General features: G+C 65.8%; 14 protein-coding genes. 11 read left to right on the top strand and 3 right to left on the bottom strand.

Features of this window, described 5'->3' with window-relative positions:
* The first annotated feature begins 1 nt into the window (after nt 1).
* The 4 genes from pstB (at nt 2) to GGR13_RS10035 (ending at nt 4,353) form a co-directional block, all read left to right on the top strand.
* Entirely contained in the window at nt 2–997 is a 996-nt protein-coding gene (gene pstB, locus GGR13_RS10050; protein ID WP_183213393.1) for a phosphate ABC transporter ATP-binding protein PstB, read from the top strand.
* Nucleotides 997–1,737, top strand: a complete 741-nt coding sequence (phoU, locus tag GGR13_RS10045; protein ID WP_183213392.1) for a phosphate signaling complex protein PhoU — start codon at nt 997–999, stop codon at nt 1,735–1,737. The genes pstB and phoU overlap by 1 nt, the downstream gene beginning before the upstream one ends.
* Before the next feature lie 29 nt (nt 1,738–1,766).
* Nucleotides 1,767–2,456, top strand: a complete 690-nt coding sequence (phoB, locus tag GGR13_RS10040) for a phosphate regulon transcriptional regulator PhoB (protein ID WP_183213391.1) — start codon at nt 1,767–1,769, stop codon at nt 2,454–2,456.
* A gap of 64 nt (nt 2,457–2,520) precedes the next feature.
* Complete coding sequence (locus GGR13_RS10035) at nt 2,521–4,353, top strand: gamma-glutamyltransferase family protein (protein WP_183213390.1); 1,833 nt, start codon at nt 2,521–2,523, stop codon at nt 4,351–4,353.
* On the opposite strand, the gene GGR13_RS10030 is transcribed toward GGR13_RS10035, so the two are convergent.
* The gene (locus tag GGR13_RS10030) at nt 4,347–5,264 is read right to left on the bottom strand and encodes an Hsp33 family molecular chaperone (protein ID WP_183213389.1); all 918 of its coding nucleotides are present in this window, start codon (nt 5,262–5,264) and stop codon (nt 4,347–4,349) included. The two genes, GGR13_RS10035 and GGR13_RS10030, sit on opposite strands and share 7 nt — an antisense overlap.
* Before the next feature lie 163 nt (nt 5,265–5,427).
* On the opposite strand from GGR13_RS10030, the gene GGR13_RS10025 reads away from it, so the two are divergent.
* From GGR13_RS10025 to GGR13_RS10000, 6 genes are all read left to right on the top strand, one after another.
* The gene (locus tag GGR13_RS10025) at nt 5,428–6,873 is read left to right on the top strand and encodes an SDR family oxidoreductase (RefSeq protein ID WP_183213388.1); all 1,446 of its coding nucleotides are present in this window, start codon (nt 5,428–5,430) and stop codon (nt 6,871–6,873) included.
* A 58-nt stretch (nt 6,874–6,931) separates the two neighbouring features.
* Nucleotides 6,932–8,824 (top strand): phosphoglycerate dehydrogenase, encoded by a 1,893-nt coding sequence (serA, locus tag GGR13_RS10020; protein ID WP_183213387.1) that lies wholly within the window; start codon nt 6,932–6,934, stop codon nt 8,822–8,824.
* 91 nt (nt 8,825–8,915) lie between these two features.
* On the top strand, nt 8,916–10,727 hold the full coding sequence (locus GGR13_RS10015) for an autotransporter domain-containing protein (RefSeq protein ID WP_183213386.1): 1,812 nt from the start codon (nt 8,916–8,918) through the stop codon (nt 10,725–10,727).
* Between the two features lie 213 nt (nt 10,728–10,940).
* Nucleotides 10,941–11,564: a M23 family metallopeptidase gene (locus GGR13_RS10010; protein WP_183213385.1), complete on the top strand. Its 624-nt coding sequence runs from the start codon at nt 10,941–10,943 to the stop codon at nt 11,562–11,564.
* 81 nt (nt 11,565–11,645) lie between these two features.
* The gene (locus tag GGR13_RS10005; protein WP_183213384.1) at nt 11,646–12,605 is read left to right on the top strand and encodes an ABC transporter ATP-binding protein; all 960 of its coding nucleotides are present in this window, start codon (nt 11,646–11,648) and stop codon (nt 12,603–12,605) included.
* Entirely contained in the window at nt 12,602–13,987 is a 1,386-nt protein-coding gene (locus tag GGR13_RS10000) for an ABC transporter permease (RefSeq protein WP_183213383.1), read from the top strand. The genes GGR13_RS10005 and GGR13_RS10000 overlap by 4 nt, the downstream gene beginning before the upstream one ends.
* 82 nt (nt 13,988–14,069) lie before the next feature.
* Here GGR13_RS10000 and rpsU read toward each other — a convergent pair whose 3' ends face one another.
* Entirely contained in the window at nt 14,070–14,309 is a 240-nt protein-coding gene (gene rpsU / locus GGR13_RS09995; RefSeq protein ID WP_183213645.1) for a 30S ribosomal protein S21, read from the bottom strand.
* A gap of 207 nt (nt 14,310–14,516) precedes the next feature.
* Between rpsU and GGR13_RS09990 the strand changes: the two genes are divergently transcribed.
* Complete coding sequence (locus tag GGR13_RS09990; RefSeq protein ID WP_183213382.1) at nt 14,517–15,188, top strand: COQ9 family protein; 672 nt, start codon at nt 14,517–14,519, stop codon at nt 15,186–15,188.
* 18 nt (nt 15,189–15,206) lie between these two features.
* On the opposite strand, the gene GGR13_RS09985 is transcribed toward GGR13_RS09990, so the two are convergent.
* Nucleotides 15,207–16,304 (bottom strand): 5-(carboxyamino)imidazole ribonucleotide synthase, encoded by a 1,098-nt coding sequence (locus tag GGR13_RS09985; protein ID WP_183213381.1) that lies wholly within the window; start codon nt 16,302–16,304, stop codon nt 15,207–15,209.

Genomic DNA, 16,304 nt, shown 5'->3' with positions numbered 1-16,304 from the left:
TATGAAACTCCCCTTTTTCCACAATCCGGCAAAGGCATCCGACGGTCGCGAAGGCGGTGCCTCGGACAACCCCGGCTTGCCGCTGATGGGCGGCCAGATCGTCCCCGGCGTGACCGACACGACGCGCCCGGATGAGACGCGGGACGAAAGCTTCTTGACGCCAGAGCCCGAAGCCGACGCGCGCGGTGCCCCCGCTGCCCAGCGCGTCCCTGCCGTTACGGCTGCAAGCGGCACCGCCGGCCCGACCAAGATCATGGCCCGCGACGTCTCGGTCTTCTATGGCGAGAAACAGGCGCTCTACGACGTCAGCCTGGATATTCCTGACAAGACGGTGACGGCCCTGATCGGCCCGTCCGGCTGTGGCAAGTCGACGTTCCTGCGGACGATGAACCGCATGAACGACACCATCCAGGGCTGCCGCGTGACCGGCCGGATCGAGATGGACGGCAACGACATCAATACCAAGGCCATCGACCCGGTCCTTCTGCGCGCCCAGGTGGGGATGGTGTTCCAGAAGCCGAACCCGTTCCCGAAGACCATCTACGAGAACGTGGCCTATGGGCCCAAGATCCATGGCCTGACGACGAACAAGACCGAACTGGACGGTGTGGTCGAGGCTTCACTGAAACGCGCGGGCCTTTGGGAAGAGGTCGCGGACCGTCTGCACTCGGCTGGCACCGGCCTGTCCGGTGGCCAGCAGCAGCGTCTGGTCATCGCTCGCGCCATCGCCGTGAACCCCGAAGTCATCCTGATGGACGAGCCCTGCTCGGCGCTGGACCCCATCGCGACGGCCAAGATCGAGGAACTGATCGACGAGCTGCGCGAGCGCTATTGCATCGTCATCGTTACCCACTCGATGGCCCAGGCCGCACGCGTGTCCCAGCGGACCGCCTTCTTCCACATGGGGCGGCTGGTCGAGACCGGGAATACCGAGGAGATCTTCACCAACCCGCGCGAGCGGCGCACGCTCGACTACATCACGGGACGGTTCGGCTGATGAATCAGCACACGGTCAAGGCCTATGGCGACGAGCTGAACCAGCTGACGGCTGAGGTCGCGCGCATGGGCGGCCTGGCAGAAGCCCAGGTGGCTGACGCGGTCGAGTCCGTTGCCCGCCGCGACATCGCCCTCGCACGCGCCGTGGTCGGTCGGGACGTCAAGCTCGATATCATGCACCGCGATATCGAGAAGAAGGCCATCCGGCTGATCGCGCTGCGTCAGCCGGTGGCCTCGGACCTGCGCAAGGCCCTGTCTGCCATGAAGCTGTCGGTGGACCTGGAACGGACCGGGGATCTGGCCAAGAATATCGCCAAACGGGCCCTCAGCCTGGCCGAGACCGAGCCGATGCAGCCCCTGACCCGCTCGATCGAGCGGATGGGGCGGCTGGTTTCGCTGCGTCTACGCGACGTGCTGGACGCCTATACGGCCTCGGAAATCGACCGGGCCCTGTCGGTCTGGCAATCGGACGACGAGGTCGATGAGCACTACAACGCCCTGTTCCGTGAACTGCTGACCTATATGATGGGGGACCCGCGCACGATCAGTGCCTGCACCCATCTGCTATTCATGGCCAAGAACCTGGAGCGGATCGGCGACCACGCGACCAATATCGCCGAAACCATCCACTACGAGATCACCGGTGACGACATGGTCGGGGAGCGTCCGCGCTGGACCCCGACCCCGTCCGATACCGCCCCCGGCATGGGCCAGATGCCCCTGCCGACGCCAGACCTTTGACGTGCTGAACGACTGACGGAGACCTGACAGTGCAGCCCTATATTCTGGTGATGGAGGACGAGGACGCGCTGGCGACACTGCTCCAGTACAACCTCGAAAAGGAAGGCTACGACGTTGTCGTGGCTGCCGACGGCGAGGAAGGGCTGGTCCAGATCGACGAGCGTCAGCCGGATCTGGTCCTGCTGGACTGGATGCTGCCCAAGGTGTCCGGCATCGAGGTCTGCCGACGCATCCGGGGTCGTCCCGAGACGCGGAACCTGCCGATCATCATGCTGACCGCGCGGGGCGAGGAGTCCGATCGCGTCCGGGGTCTGGACACCGGGGCGGACGACTATCTGACCAAGCCGTTCTCGATGACGGAGCTGATCGCCCGCATCCGGGCCGTCCTGCGCCGCATCCGGCCGGGTCTGGCTGATGACCGCGTCGGACATGGCGACATCATCATCGACCGCGTGGCACACCGGGTGAAGCGCTCGGGGCAGGAGGTCCATCTGGGGCCGACCGAGTTCCGCCTGCTCGACCATTTCATGCGCCATCCCGGTCGGGTCTTCAGCCGCGAACAGCTTCTGGACGCCGTCTGGGGCAGCGACGTCTATGTCGAGGCCCGGACCGTCGACGTCCACGTCGGTCGCCTGCGCAAGGCCCTGGATGTCGGCGAGAGCGCCAATCCGATCCGCACCGTGCGGTCGGCGGGCTATTCGCTGGATCTCGAAGGCTGAAGCCATAGCTTCACACGGTCGCCGAACGGGTTAGGGTCAGGACCCGATCCCATGGAGACCGCCGATGCGCCGACGCACCTTCCTGAAGACCCTGCCTGCCGGGGCTGTGCTGGCGGCGGCGTCGGCCGCGTCAGCCGCGCCACAGACACCACAGGCCACTGCGGCAGAGGCACGCGCCGCTCGCACCTACCCCTATGCCGGAATCGGGCCTGGCGACCGGATCATGGGCGCCCCGTTTGCGGGGCGGTCGACGGTCTGGGGGACACAGGGGGCCGCCGCAACGGCGCATCCCGCCGCGACCCTGATCGGGATCGATACCCTGAGGCGCGGCGGTTCGGCCATCGATGCCGCCATCGCCATCAATGCGGCCCTGGGCTTTCTGGAGCCGACCGCCAACGGCATCGGCGGCGATGCGTTCTGTCTGATGTGGGATCCGGCGCAGCGCAAGGTCGTGGGCTTCAACGGGTCGGGCAACAGCCCGGCGGGCCTGTCACTGGCCACGGCCCGGTCGAAGGCGGGACCGGATGGATTTCTGCCGCGCTACGGGGCGGTCACCGTCAATGTGCCGGGCACCGTCGATGCCTGGTGGAGCGCTCATCAGCGGTACGGCAAACTGCCCTGGAAGGACGTCCTGCTGCCGGTCGCCGAGATGTGCGAGCGCGGCATCCCGATGCCGCAGCTGATCGCCTGGTATCTTGAGCGGAACATGGCGGGTTTCGACCGGTCGGCCGCGATCATCGAGGACAATGACAATCGCAAGCGGGTCTATGCACCGGGCGGCCGGACGCCCCGTTCAGGTGAGGTCTTCGCCAATCCTGACCTGGGCCGCACCTACCGGATGATCGCCGAGGGGGGCCGCGACGCCTTCTACGATGGTCCGATCGCTGACCAGATCGAGGGCTATTTCCGTCGCATCGGCGGCTGGATGACACGAGCAGACCTGAAGGCCCATGCAACGGAATGGGTCGAGCCGATCATGACCACCTATCGCGGGGTCGAGGTCTACAGCCTCGGGCCCAATACCCAGGGCCTTTCCACCAACCAGATCCTGAACATCTGCGAACAGTTCGATCTCAAGGCGATGGGGTTCCAGTCCGCCGCCTCGATCCACCATCAGGCGGAGGCCAAGCGGCTGGCGTTCGAGGACCGGGCCCGCTGGTTCGCCGATCCACGCTTCGCCCGAACGCCGGTCGAATATCTGAACTCCAAGGCCTATGCGGCCGAGCGCGCGAGACTGATCCGGCCGGACCGGGTCATGGAGCGGGCGATGCCCGGCGATGCCCCGACCCAGGGCGACACGACCTATTTCAGCGTCGCGGACAGTGACGGCATGATGGTCAGCTGGATCCAGTCGAATTATCGCGGAATGGGCTCGGGCCTGGTGCCCGACGGCGCGGACGGCCAGACGCTGGGCTTCATGTTCCAGGACCGGGGCGAGCTTTTCGCCCTGACCGATGGCCACCCCAACGTCTATGCCCCCGGCAAGCGGCCGTTCCATACGATCATCCCCGGCTTTGCCTGCAAGGACGGACAGCCGTGGATGGCCTACGGCGTCATGGGCGGCGGGATGCAGCCCCAGGGTCAGGCCCAGATCGTGATCAACATGGTTGATTACGGCCTCGACCCGCAGGAGGCCGGCGATGCGCCGCGCTGGCAACACGAAGGATCAACTGAGCCGACCGGGCATCCGGCGGAAGGGCAGGGTGTGCTGCACCTTGAAACCGGTGTGCCGGCCGACACCCGCGCAGCGCTGCAAGCCATGGGCTGGACCCTTGGCGAACCCAATGGCGGCTTCGGGGGCTACCAGAATGTGGTGCGGCAGGTGAACGACCGGGGGCCCTGGACCTATGGAGCCGCCACCGAGATGCGCAAGGACGGGATCGCCCTGGCCTACTGAGCCGCTACGGCCTCCGGATCCAGCGCATAGACGGTGGCGCAGTATTCGCAGGTGACATGGATCATGCCGTCCGGCTCGACCATTTCTGCGCGCTCCGCTTCGGTGAACGAACCCAGGACCGACTGGATGCGATCCGGCGAGCAGCGGCAGTGCGCCTTCAGGGCATGGGCATCCTCCAGCCGCACACCGTCCTCGTGGAACAGGCGGAACAGCAGGGTCTCGGGCGGGACGGTCGGGTCGATCAGCTCGTCATCCGCAAGGGTGTGGAACAGGGCGCGTGTCCGGTCCCAGACGTCCTCGGTCGAGCCCCTGGCTTCGTCCCCGGCAATCAGCTGGATCAGCGCCCCGCCGGACCGCCAGCGCGTGCCGGCGTCCGTCGTCACCTGACCAACGGCCAGATGCACCTTTGTCGGGATCTGTTCGGATTGTTCGAAATAGTGCTCGGCGGCCAGCGACAGGCTCTCGCCCTCGATCGGCGTGATCCCCTGGGTGCGCTCGAAATCGGGGCCACGGTCCAGGGTCATGACGAACACGCCCTGACCGAGCAGGGCCCTGGCTCCCGGACGGACGAAGCCGGTCGAGGCTTCGGTCACCTGATCGGCGTCATATCGGCAGTAGCCGCGCATGGAACCGTTGGTGTCGTAATCGGCGACGACATAGCGGACGGGACCATCGCCCTGGGCCTGAACGATCAGTCGGCCCTCGAATTTCAGGGCCGACCCGACCAGGGCCGCCAGCGCGCAGGCCTCGCCGAGAAGTGCAGCGACGGGCTCAGGATAATCATGGGCCGACAGGATGGTGTCGATGGCATCGCCCATGCGCACGATCCGGCCACGCACCGGCCAGCCTTCGATCTGGAAGGCTGCGGCGAGGTCGTCGGTGGGCGTGAAGGCGGGCGCGTGATCTGTCACGGCGGTGTCCTGAAAAGCGGATGTGTTGGAAGGGGTGCAAGATAGGGATGCGTGCGTCACTCTGAAAGGGCTGTATAAATCCCTGGCCGGCTATCGATCGGAACAAGCGGGCGTGACACCCTGTTTCCGGCAATCGCGACCTTGACGACAACGAAGGCTATTCATGACGACCAAGACCGCACTGAAGCCGTTGGACACCCAGGCCATCGTGATCACCGGTGCCACATCCGGCATCGGTCTGGCGACGGCACGACGGGCAGCACGTCAGGGTGCCTGTGTCTTTCTGATCGCGCGTGGCGAGGACGATTTGCGGGCCCTGTGCGAGGCGCTTCAGGCCGAGGGCGCGCGTTGCGCCTGGGCGGCCGCCGACGTTGCGGACCACGCGGCGCTGTCGGCCGCGGCCGAAAAGTGCAAACGCCTGTTCGGGGGCTTCGATACCTGGGTCAACAATGCAGGCGTCTCGGTTTTCGGCCCGATCCGCGAGACCTCGATGGAGGACCAGAGGCGTCTGTTCGAGACCAACTACTGGGGCGTCGTCAATGGCTCCATGATCGCCGCCGAACACCTGCGGACCCAGCCAGGGGGCGGGACCATCGTCAATGTCGCCTCGACCCTGGCAGATGCCCCCATGCCGGCCCAGGGTGTCTATTCGGCTTCGAAACATGCGGTGAAGGGCTTCACCAATGCCTTGCGCATGGAGATGGTGCGAGAAAAATCCCCTGTCCGGATCAGTCTGGTCAAGCCGGCCGCCATTGACACTCCCCATCCAAAATATGGGCAGGGCCTGACAGGCTATGCTGTGCAGAACCCCCAGCCGGTCTATGCCGCGCATGTCGTGGCCGACACCATCATCTGGTGCGCGACCCACCCGATCCGAGAGATCACCGTGGGCGGCAGCGGCCGGATCATCGCGTCGTTCTACTCAGCTTTGCCGATGCTGGCGGAACCACTCCTCGCCAGATTCGCTCCTAGGCTCATGCGCGATCGCGCGTCCGATTATCAGCCGTTCGATGATGGTCTCTCCGACCCGACCCGCGACGGCCTCGAAGAAGAGGTATTCTATCCAATGGTTCGCAATTTCAGTGTTATCGCCGAAGCCCGCAAGCATCCTGGCATTACCGCCGGCAGCGTGGCGCTTGTTGCCGTGGCCGCTATCGCGACGGTCCTGCTGACGCAGCGTTCCGGGCCCATGCGCTACGAACGTATCCGTGAGCGGCTGGACCCGCGTGGATGGCTGGACGCCGAGGCCCTGCGTCACCGCTTCGAAGACATCTCGCGCGGCCTGCGTGATGGCGTTGAGGATCTGGGCGACCGTGCGTCCGATCTGCGCGACGACACCAGCCACCAGGCTCGCCGCTGGTTCAAGCGGAGCAAGAAGGCTGTCTCGCCGCGTCAGCGCGAGCGCTACGCGCGCGAGGCACGCCGCTACGCCGACGAAGCCGGCCAGTCCGCCCGTCGCTATGCCGGGCAAGCCGGCCAGTATGCCAAGGATCATGCACGCGAAGGCGGAGCCCTGCTGGCTGTGGCCACGATTGCCGCTGCCATTGGTGCGGCTGCGCTCGAAACCCGTCGGCCTGAAAGCCGCATTCGCCGCCTGGCCAAATTCTAGGCCGCAGGTTCAGCAATCGTCGTTGCTGCAACTGCGAAGGTGGGGGTAGTTAGGCATCATGGCCGACACCCCCACACTCGTTTTCGATTTTGACTCCACGCTGGTGCGGGTCGAGACCCTGGAGGTGTTGGCGGATATCGCGCTGGACGGGCGCGCCGACGCCACAGACATCCGCGGGGAGATCGGGCGGCTGACGGACCAGGCCATGGCGGGCGAGATTGCCTTTGGCGACGCCTTGCGCCGGCGTCTGGCGTTGCTGCCCCTGAACCAGAGCCACGTGACAGCGCTGGCGGATCGCATTCTGGAGGAGGGAACGCCCTCCGTCCGCCGCAACCTTCGCTTCTTTCAGGACAATGCCGACCGGATCATCATCCTTTCAGGCGGGTTTCGCGAGATCATCGCTCCGATCGCCCAGCGTCTCGGCATCGCTGCGGACCGGGTGTTCTGCAACGACCTGATCTATGACGCCGAGGATCAGGTGGTCGGCGTCGACGACAGCAATCCCCTTTCCAGAGCCGGCGGCAAACCTGAGGTCATTCGGTCGCTGCACCTGACCGGTCCGGTGGTCATGATCGGCGACGGCTGGACCGATGCCGAGGTCAAGCTGGCTGGCGCTGCAGACCGCTTCTACGCCTATACCGAGATTGTACGGCGCGAGGCTGTCGTCGCCGCAGCAGATGCCGAGGTTCCGTCGATGGACGAGCTTCTGCATCTGGAAGGCCTTCCAGGCCGCTGGTCCTACCCCCGTGCTCGTGTCCGCATGCTGCTGCTGGAAAACATCCATCCGGCGGCCGTCATGCGCCTGGAAGAGGCGGGCTATACCGTCGAAACCCGCAAGGGTGCGCTGGATGAAGACGACCTCATTGCTGCGCTCAAGGGCGTGCATGTCCTTGGCATTCGGTCCAAGACCCAGGTCAGCGAGCGCGTGCTGGCAGAGGCCGATCGCCTGATGGCGGTGGCCGCCTTCTGCATCGGGACCAACCAGATCGACCTCGACGCCTGCGCGACGCGGGGCGTGGCCGTGTTCAACGCCCCGTATTCGAACACGCGTTCGGTGGTCGAACTGGCCATCGGCCTGACCATCACCCTGATGCGAGACGTCGCGGACAAGTCGGCTGCCATGCACCGCGGGCAATGGAACAAGTCCGCCGACGGCTCACGCGAACTTCGCGGCAAGACCCTGGGAATCGTCGGCTACGGTGCCATCGGGTCCCAGCTGTCTGTGCTGGCCGAGGCCCTGGGCATGCGGGTCGTCTTCCACGACCTGTCGGAGCGGCTGGCGCTCGGCAATGCCCGCCGGATGCGCAGTCTGGATGCCCTGCTGGCTGAAAGCGATGTGGTTTCGCTGCATGTGGATGGTCGCAAGGAGAACGAAAACCTGATCGGTGCCGCCCAGCTGTCGCGGATGAAGACCGGGACCCTGCTGCTGAACCTGTCGCGCGGGCATGTTGTCGACATCGGGGCCCTGACGCAGGCGATCGGATCGGGACGCATCGGCGGCGCGGCCCTGGATGTCTTTCCCGAGGAGCCCCGCACAAATTCGGATCCTTTCGACAGCCCGTTGATGGGCCTGAAGAACGTTATCCTGACACCACACATCGGGGGATCGACCGAGGAGGCTCAGGAAGCCATCGCGGAGTTCGCGGCGGACCGGCTGCTGGGCTACCTCAACCGGGGTGACACCACCTTCTGCGTCAACCTGCCGAACGTCCAGCTCGCCGATGTGTCGGGCGGGCACCGGATCCTGCACATTCACCGCAACCAGCCCGGCGTGCTAGCCGAGCTGAACCGCGAGCTGACGACCGCTGGCCTGAACATCCTCGGACAGCATCTGAAGACCGACGAGCGCACCGGTTATGTGATCACCGATGTCGACCACGGTTATGAACCCGAGGCGCTCCGTGCGCTGAAGACTGTTGCAGGAACGCTGCGCTTTCGACTGCTCCACTAGAAGCTGACGCAACGGCATCTTGCGCGCCCGGAAAACGGGCGCACACTGGTCTCCAACGGTTCCGACAGGAGAGCCGAATGGGAGGATTCATATGTCTCGTTATCTTCGCGGAGCGGCGCTGGCCGTTCTGACGTTTGCCGCTGCGTCCGCGCTGGCCAACACGGCCAGTGCCCAGAGCTACAGCCGTCTGGTCGTGTTCGGCGACAGCCTGAGCGACAACGGCAACCTCTTCATCGCATCGGGGCGCACCCAGCCTGCATCGCCCCCCTATTTCCAGGGCCGTTTCTCGAGCGGGCCTGTGTTCACGGAACTGCTCGGCTTCAACGCCGCCAATTTCACGGGCTCGGTCACCGGCAGCATCAACTATGCCTATGGCGGCGCGCGCACGGATTCGTCAGCCTTCCCGCCAGGCATGCGCAATCAGCTGGCCGCCTACCTCGGCCGGGGCGGCGTGTTCGGACGGGGTGATCTGGTCAGCATCCTGGGTGGGGCCAACAACCTGTTCCAGGGCCTGCCGATCGCAGGTGCCACCAGCAATCCGACCGGCGCCATCAGTCCCGTCGCCATCGGGGCCGCCAACGACATCAATTTCCTGGTGACCAGCGTGGCCGGGGCCGGGGCGGGGACCATCCTTGTCTCCAATCTGCCCAAGCTCAGCCTGACGCCCCAGTTCCGCAACACGACGGCAGCCCCGCTGGCCGACTTTGCTGCGGGGCAGTTCAACGACTCGCTCCGGAGCCAGCTGATCGCAACAGCGGCGACGCGTCCGGGCACCAACATCATCCTGATGGATCTGTTCAAGATCGGTGATGCCATCGCCGCGAACCCCGGGGCTTTCGGCATCACCAATGTGACCGATGCCTGCTTCAACGGTGTGACCGTCTGCGCTGACTCTTCGGGCTATTTCTATTTCGACGGCGTCCATCCGACTGCCCTCGGCCACCGTCTGCTGGCCCAGGTCGCCAACGACTACCTCTACTATGGTGACATCGGAGCCCAGTCGGCCCTGCTAGGCGAGACCGCCTTCCGTCACCGCGAGGATTCGCTCGACGCATCAAGCGAGGCCCTGTCGGGTCGTGCCGCGTGGGAAGAAGGCACAGCCATCGTGCTCCGCAGCCAGTACGACCAGACGGACACGGACGCCCGAGGCACGGTCCGCGATTCCGAATCGACCGGTTATGCCGCGTCGATCGGAATCGAACACAGCCCGTCGGCCAGCTGGCGGATCGGTGCGGCAGGCAGCTATCGCAATGCCGACGTCCAGAGCGGTACCCTCGGGTTCGACCTGGAGACCATCGCCTTCGACGCCTACGCCGGCTGGCGCGCGAACAATGTCTTCGTGAATGCGGCGGCGGGTATCGCCAACGACCGGTACGACCGGATCGACCGGGTCACCTCGCTCCAGTCCATCACCCATATCGCAGAGACCGACGGTGTCAGCGTCGGCGCGCGGGCCCAGGCCGGCTTCTGGTTTGGCGGCGGAGAAGGCCTGTCGATCTCGCCGCGTGCGGCCGTCACCTGGGGCTCCAGCGACGTGAACGGCTATGTCGAACAGGGCATTGCGGCCCAGTACGACTATCGCGATCGCACCGTCGAGGGCATCACCGCCGAGGCCACCCTGAGGGCCGAGGGCGACTTCTCGGGCTTCGAATTCTTCATCGAGGGCGGCTATCGCGACAGCCTGGACGACAGTTCCGAGGCTGTCCGGGTCGGCATTGCCGGCAACCCGGCCCAGGTGCTGTCCCGCGAGGTGACCGAGCCGTTTGGCGGGCAGGTGCTGGCAGCTGCTGGTGTCAGTGGCGACTGGGGCCCGGTGCGGGTCGATGTCGGCTACCACGGCCGCTACGGTGACCATGCCACCAGCCACATGGGTGGGGTGACCCTGCGACTGCCGCTGCAGTAGCGGACGGCAAAGCCGGAAATGGAATGGCGCGGTGGCTTCGGCTGCCGCGCCTTTTCCTTTGGTGGTGCGACGCCTTGCCACGCACCGGGCCCAAAAGTCGCCGTATGACGGCGTGATGGAGGCTCCCCCGACGCTCCTTCGGTGGCGTTCAGCCGCGGATACAGCGACCGTCGGGCCCAAGTCCGCTCGATGTAGCGCCACGCTTCCGGAACCATGACATCTCGCCTGACCGCCCTTCGAAGCCACCTTGTCCTGTCTGTGCAGGCCATCGGCCTGTTGGCCGTTGCCGTTCTGGCCATGGCGGCAGCACCGTTGACGCCGGACCTGGAGGGTTCGCTTGAGTCAGGGGCCGTTCCGACTGCCATCCCTGTGATCGCCGAGTTGGAGGCCGCAGGCCCCGTCTACCGCCAGATTGCCTTTGCGGAACCCGTCAGGGGTTTCGCAGTCAACTCGAGGTTCGGCATGCGTCGTCTGGGGGGCGAGCCGGAGGCCAGGATCCACAAGGGCGTCGATATAGCGGCACCAACGGGAACGTCGGTGTTTGCGGCGACCGAAGGCCGGGTTCTGCGGACGGGTTATCAGCCGGAAGGATACGGTCGTTTCGTGGAGCTGGAACATCCGAACGGCATGACCACGCTTTACGCGCACCTCAGCCGGATCGACGTGGCGGGCGGACAGACCGTCATGGCCAGCCAGCGTGTCGGTCTGGTCGGCTCGACCGGCTTCTCTACCGGCCCGCACCTGCATTTCGAGGTCCGGCGAAACGGGGCGCAGATCAATCCCGCCAAGGTGACCGGACGAACCTTCGCCGTGAAGATGGACCTTCCAGCCGGCTGATCCCGCATTACACGAAATAAAGTTTTGCGCGCCCTGACAGCTTGCTAGGCTCCCTGATACGGCAGGGCAGGGGCACCGGACATGACAGCGGCATTGACGCTCGAGAGCGTCAGCAAACGGTACGGCGACTTCCAGGCTGTGCGTGACCTCAGCTTTCAGGTCGAAAAAGGCCAGATCTGCGGCTTCCTGGGCCCCAATGGCGCGGGCAAGACGTCGACCCTTCGCATGATCCTGGGGCTGCAGCCCGCCACCACAGGCCGGATCGAGATTCTCGGGGCCGACGATGGCCGAAAGGTCCGTGACCGGATCGGATTCCTGCCGGAGGAGCGAGGCCTCTACAAGAAGATGACCCCGATCGACGCCATCGCCTTCTTCGGCGCCCTGAAGGGCTTGCCGCAAGCCGAGGGCCGCAAGCGGGCGCGGGATCTGCTGGAGCAGCAGGGCCTCGGCGCGGCCCGCAACAAGAAGATGAAGGAGCTGTCCAAGGGGATGGCCCAGAAGGTCCAGCTGATCGCCTCTGTCGTGCACCGGCCCGAGTTCGTGATCCTCGACGAGCCGTTCAGTGGTCTGGATCCGGTCAATCAGCAGGGGCTCGAGGCCATGATCCGCGGCCTGGCGGCTGACGGCGCGACAGTGCTGTTCTCCACCCACGTGATGCAGCACGCAGAGCGGCTGTGCGACAAGGTCGTCCTGCTGGCGCGGGGCCGCAAGGCCTTTGAAGGCACGGTGACCGAAGCGCGCGCCACCTCGCCCCGCCTGCTTGAGCTCGAGGGCGAGATTTCCACGGCAGCGGTCGCGGCCCTGCCGGGTGTATCTGCGGTTGAGCATACCGGAGGTGACGAGGTCGGCGTTCGGATCCTGAAGGCCACATTGGCCCCGGGTGCCGGGGGGCAGGAAGCCCTGAAAGCCGCCTTCCTGGGCGGGCTGGACGTGCGCCGTTTCGAACTGCGCGAGCCCAGCCTGCATGACGCCTTCATCGGCCTGACGGGCGACCATCCGGACCAGGACACCTCCACCAAGGCTCTGGAGGCCGCGCAATGAACCGTATCCTGCTGATCGCTCAACGCGAATTCATGGCCTATGCCAGGACGGTCGGTTTCTGGCTGTCGCTGCTGGCCTTTCCGATGTTCGCGGTGCTGGGCGGAGCCCTGCCGATCCTGATGCAGACAAGCCAGCCGGTCCGGCAAGTGGTCCTGATCGAAGAGGGGCCTGCGGCGTCCGGCCTTGCGGCTGCCGTGCGGGACTCCTTTGCGCGCGACCGGGAACGCAGGCTCGAAAATCGCCGGGAAGCGCAGGAGGCGGCGGAGAAGGCGGCCGGATCTGCTGGCGGTACAGCGGCCAGTGAGGCCCTGAACCGCATCAGCGGGCCAACCATGCAGTTCGTGGACGTGCCGTCTGACCTGGCGACGACCCCGTCCGGCGAGCCGCGCGAAGCCCTGGCACGCAGGTATCTCGGAGACGAGGTGCCGGAGGCCCAGCAACTGGATGCCGTGGTCTTCCTGACAAGGGGCGAAGAGGCGCCCTCGGCTCGTGTCTGGACCCGTCGCGCGACGGACGATGCTGTCGAGGATGTCGTTCGGGCTGCCCTTCGCGACGCCCACCGCCGCGACGTGTTCCAGACGGCGGGCATTGATCCCACCGTCGTCAGCGAGATGGAAAAGTTCCGGCCCGAGATCACCGCCCTTTCGCCCCAGTCGGCCAGTGGCGGGGAGGTGTCCTTCCGAGATCGCCTGCCGGGGATCGTCGGACTGGCGTCCGGCTTTCTGCTGTGGTCGCTGGTCATCACAGGGGCCTCGATCCTGCTGAACAGCGTGATGGAGGAGAAGTCCAACAAGATCCTGGAGGTCCTGCTGTCGTCGGCATCGTCGACCGAGATGATGACGGGCAAGGTTCTGGGCGTGGCGATGCTGACGGGTACGGTCATGCTGGTATGGGGGGGAATAGGCGCATTCGGCCTGCTGACGACCTTTCCCCAGACAGCGGTAGATATCGGCTCGGTCCTGCTGGACGGCGGGCTGATCTTCTATTTCCTGGCCTATGCGGTCGGCGGGTACCTGATGTACGCGGTGCTGTTCGCCGCGATCGGGGCCTTCTGCGAGACACCGCGCGATGCCCAGACCCTGATGGGGCCGATCATGATGATCCTGGTCGTGCCAATCCTAGTCATGCAGATGGCCCTGCAGACGCCGGATGCGGCGATCGTCCGGATCCTGTCGTGGGTACCCTTCTTCACGCCCTTCCTGATGAGTGCCCGTGCGCCGTCCGAGCCCCCGATGTTCGAGATCATCGGCACCATGGTCGGCATGTTCGCCTTTGCCCTGCTGATGATCTGGCTGGCGGGTCGCGCCTTCCGGGCGGGTGCCCTGTCGGACGTCAAGCTCAGCTGGAAGAGCTTTGCCAGCGCGATGCTGGGGCGGTCCTGATCCGTCCGGCTTGAGAGATGACCAAAGAAAAAGCCGCCCCGGTTTCCCGGGGCGGCTTTTGATCCTCAGGGCCTGATCGGCGTCAGACGCGCGGGACGCGCGGCTTGGGCGGCGGCAGCAGGCCTTCGCGCTGGGCGCGCTTGCGAGCCAGCTTGCGGGCGCGACGCACGGCTTCAGCCTTTTGACGGGCACGCTTTTCCGAGGGCTTCTCGAAATGCACGTGGCGCTTCATTTCACGGAAGCTGCCTTCACGCTGCATCTTCTTCTTCAGGGCTTTGAGCGCCTGATCGACATTGTTGTCGCGGACAAAAATCTGAACCAGGGGTATCTCTCCTTTGGCCGCCCGCCGCGCACCCTCTCAGGGCAGTCGGGCAGACAAATAAACACGTTCCTCTCGGCCGATCCCCGAAAATGCGGAGGGGTCGCGAGGTGAAGGCGGGCTGATACACGAGCCACACCGTCCTGTCCAGATCGTCGCGGCGGTTCGTGGAGGGTCGCAGCGCAGGTTTTTCGGGCTTATCCTGTGACCATGACCGACGCGCCACACCTGTCGAATACAGAAGCCCCGGACTGGGCCGACCGCATGGAACAGACCGTGCTGGACGCCGCCATCGCCCGTGCGCCCCGGCTGGGCTGGAACAGCCGCCTGCTGCGTTCGGCCTGCGAGGCCAGTGGCCTGTCCGAGGGTGACGAAGAACTGCTGTTCCCGAACGGGGCGCGGGACCTCGCGGCCCTGCTGTCGCGACGCCACGACGCGCGGGCCCTGGCCGCCCTGGAACAGACCCCGGCGGCAACATTGAAGATGCGCGAGCGAATCGCTGTGTCGGTCTCGGCGCGGATGGAGGCGGGAGCCGCAGATCTGGCCGCGACGAAACGCTGCGCCGCCTTCCTGGCCCTGCCGACCAATGCCGATCTGGGGCTGTCCCTCGCGTGGGAGACTGCGGACCATCTGTGGCGCTGGGCGGGCGACACGGCCACCGACTGGAACCACTATTCGAAACGCACGATCCTGTCGGGCATCCTGATCCCGGCCCTGACCCTGCGATGGTTCGACGGACGCGAAAAGGCCGAGGCCTTTGTTTCCGCCCGGATCGACAACGTCATGGCCTTCGAAAAGTGGAAGGCGGGCAAGGATTTCGAAAGACCGATCCGCAAGGCCACCGAACTGCTGAGCCGATTGCGCTACGGCGCAAAGGTCTGATCCAAAGCGATGGCCTGGTCAGGCCAGCGACCTGACCCGGTTCACATGCGCCATCTTGCGGCCCGGCCGGGCTTCGGTCTTGCCGTAGAGGTGAAGCCGGACATCGGGCTCGGCTGACAGGTTCGTCCACTGATCGATCTCGTCGCCCAGCAGGTTCGTCATCTCGACGCGGGCGTGGGCCGCCGTAGCCCCCAGAGGCCAGCCAGTGATGGCGCGGATGTGCTGTTCGAACTGGTCGCAGCCACAGCCGTCCTGCGTCCAGTGGCCGGTGTTGTGGACCCGGGGCGCGATCTCGTTGACAAGCAGCCCACCCGCCTGTCCGTCCTGCCCCGGGATGTCGAACAGTTCGACGCCCAGCACCCCAACATAGTCCAGCCCGTCCAGAATGGCCTCGGCGATCTCCCGGGCCCGGGCATCGGTGGCGGCGTCGGTGACGGCGGGGGCGAGGGTCGTCTTCAGCACCCCTTTGGTATGGGTGTTCTCGCCCAGCGGATAGACTGCAATCTCGCCGGACTGGCTGCGCGCCGCGATAATGGACAGTTCGCGCGTGAAGGCCGCCCGGGCTTCCAGAATGGCCGGGCGGCCGGCGATGGCCTCGAAAGCCGCCTCGGCTTCGGCCGCATCCCGTATCCAGACCTGACCCTTGCCGTCATAGCCCTCGCGTCGTGTCTTCAGCAGGGACGGCGTCCCCAAATGCTGAATGGCCGCCGTCAGGTCGTCCAGCGTGTCCACGGCGACGAAGTCGACGGTGGTGGCCCCCACGGCATTCAGGAAGGTCTTCTCGTCGACCCGGTCCTGCGCCACGGCCAGGGCGGTTGGTCCCGGAGCCACCAGCGCCCCGGCCTCGGCCAGCCGCTCGATCGACGCGGCGGGCACATTCTCGAACTCGAAGGTCACGACATCGCAGACCCGGCCGAGTACCGTCAGGGCCGTGGGATCATCGTATTCCGCCACGATCTGGCCGCGGGAGACGCGACCGGCCGGGCTGTTCTCCTCCGGATCGAGAATGACGACGTCGAAGCCCAGTCGCGAGGCCGCCTGGCTCAGCATCCGGCCCAGCTGGCCCCCGCCCAGGATGCCGATGGTCGAACCGGGAGAAAGCGGCAGGGTCGGCAA

Source organism: Brevundimonas variabilis, from assembly GCF_014199945.1.
In the GTDB taxonomy this organism is placed as follows: Bacteria; Pseudomonadota; Alphaproteobacteria; order Caulobacterales; family Caulobacteraceae; genus Brevundimonas; species Brevundimonas variabilis.
Note: the sequence above shows the minus strand (reverse complement) of the source record. Positions and strands in the feature narration are given on the sequence as shown.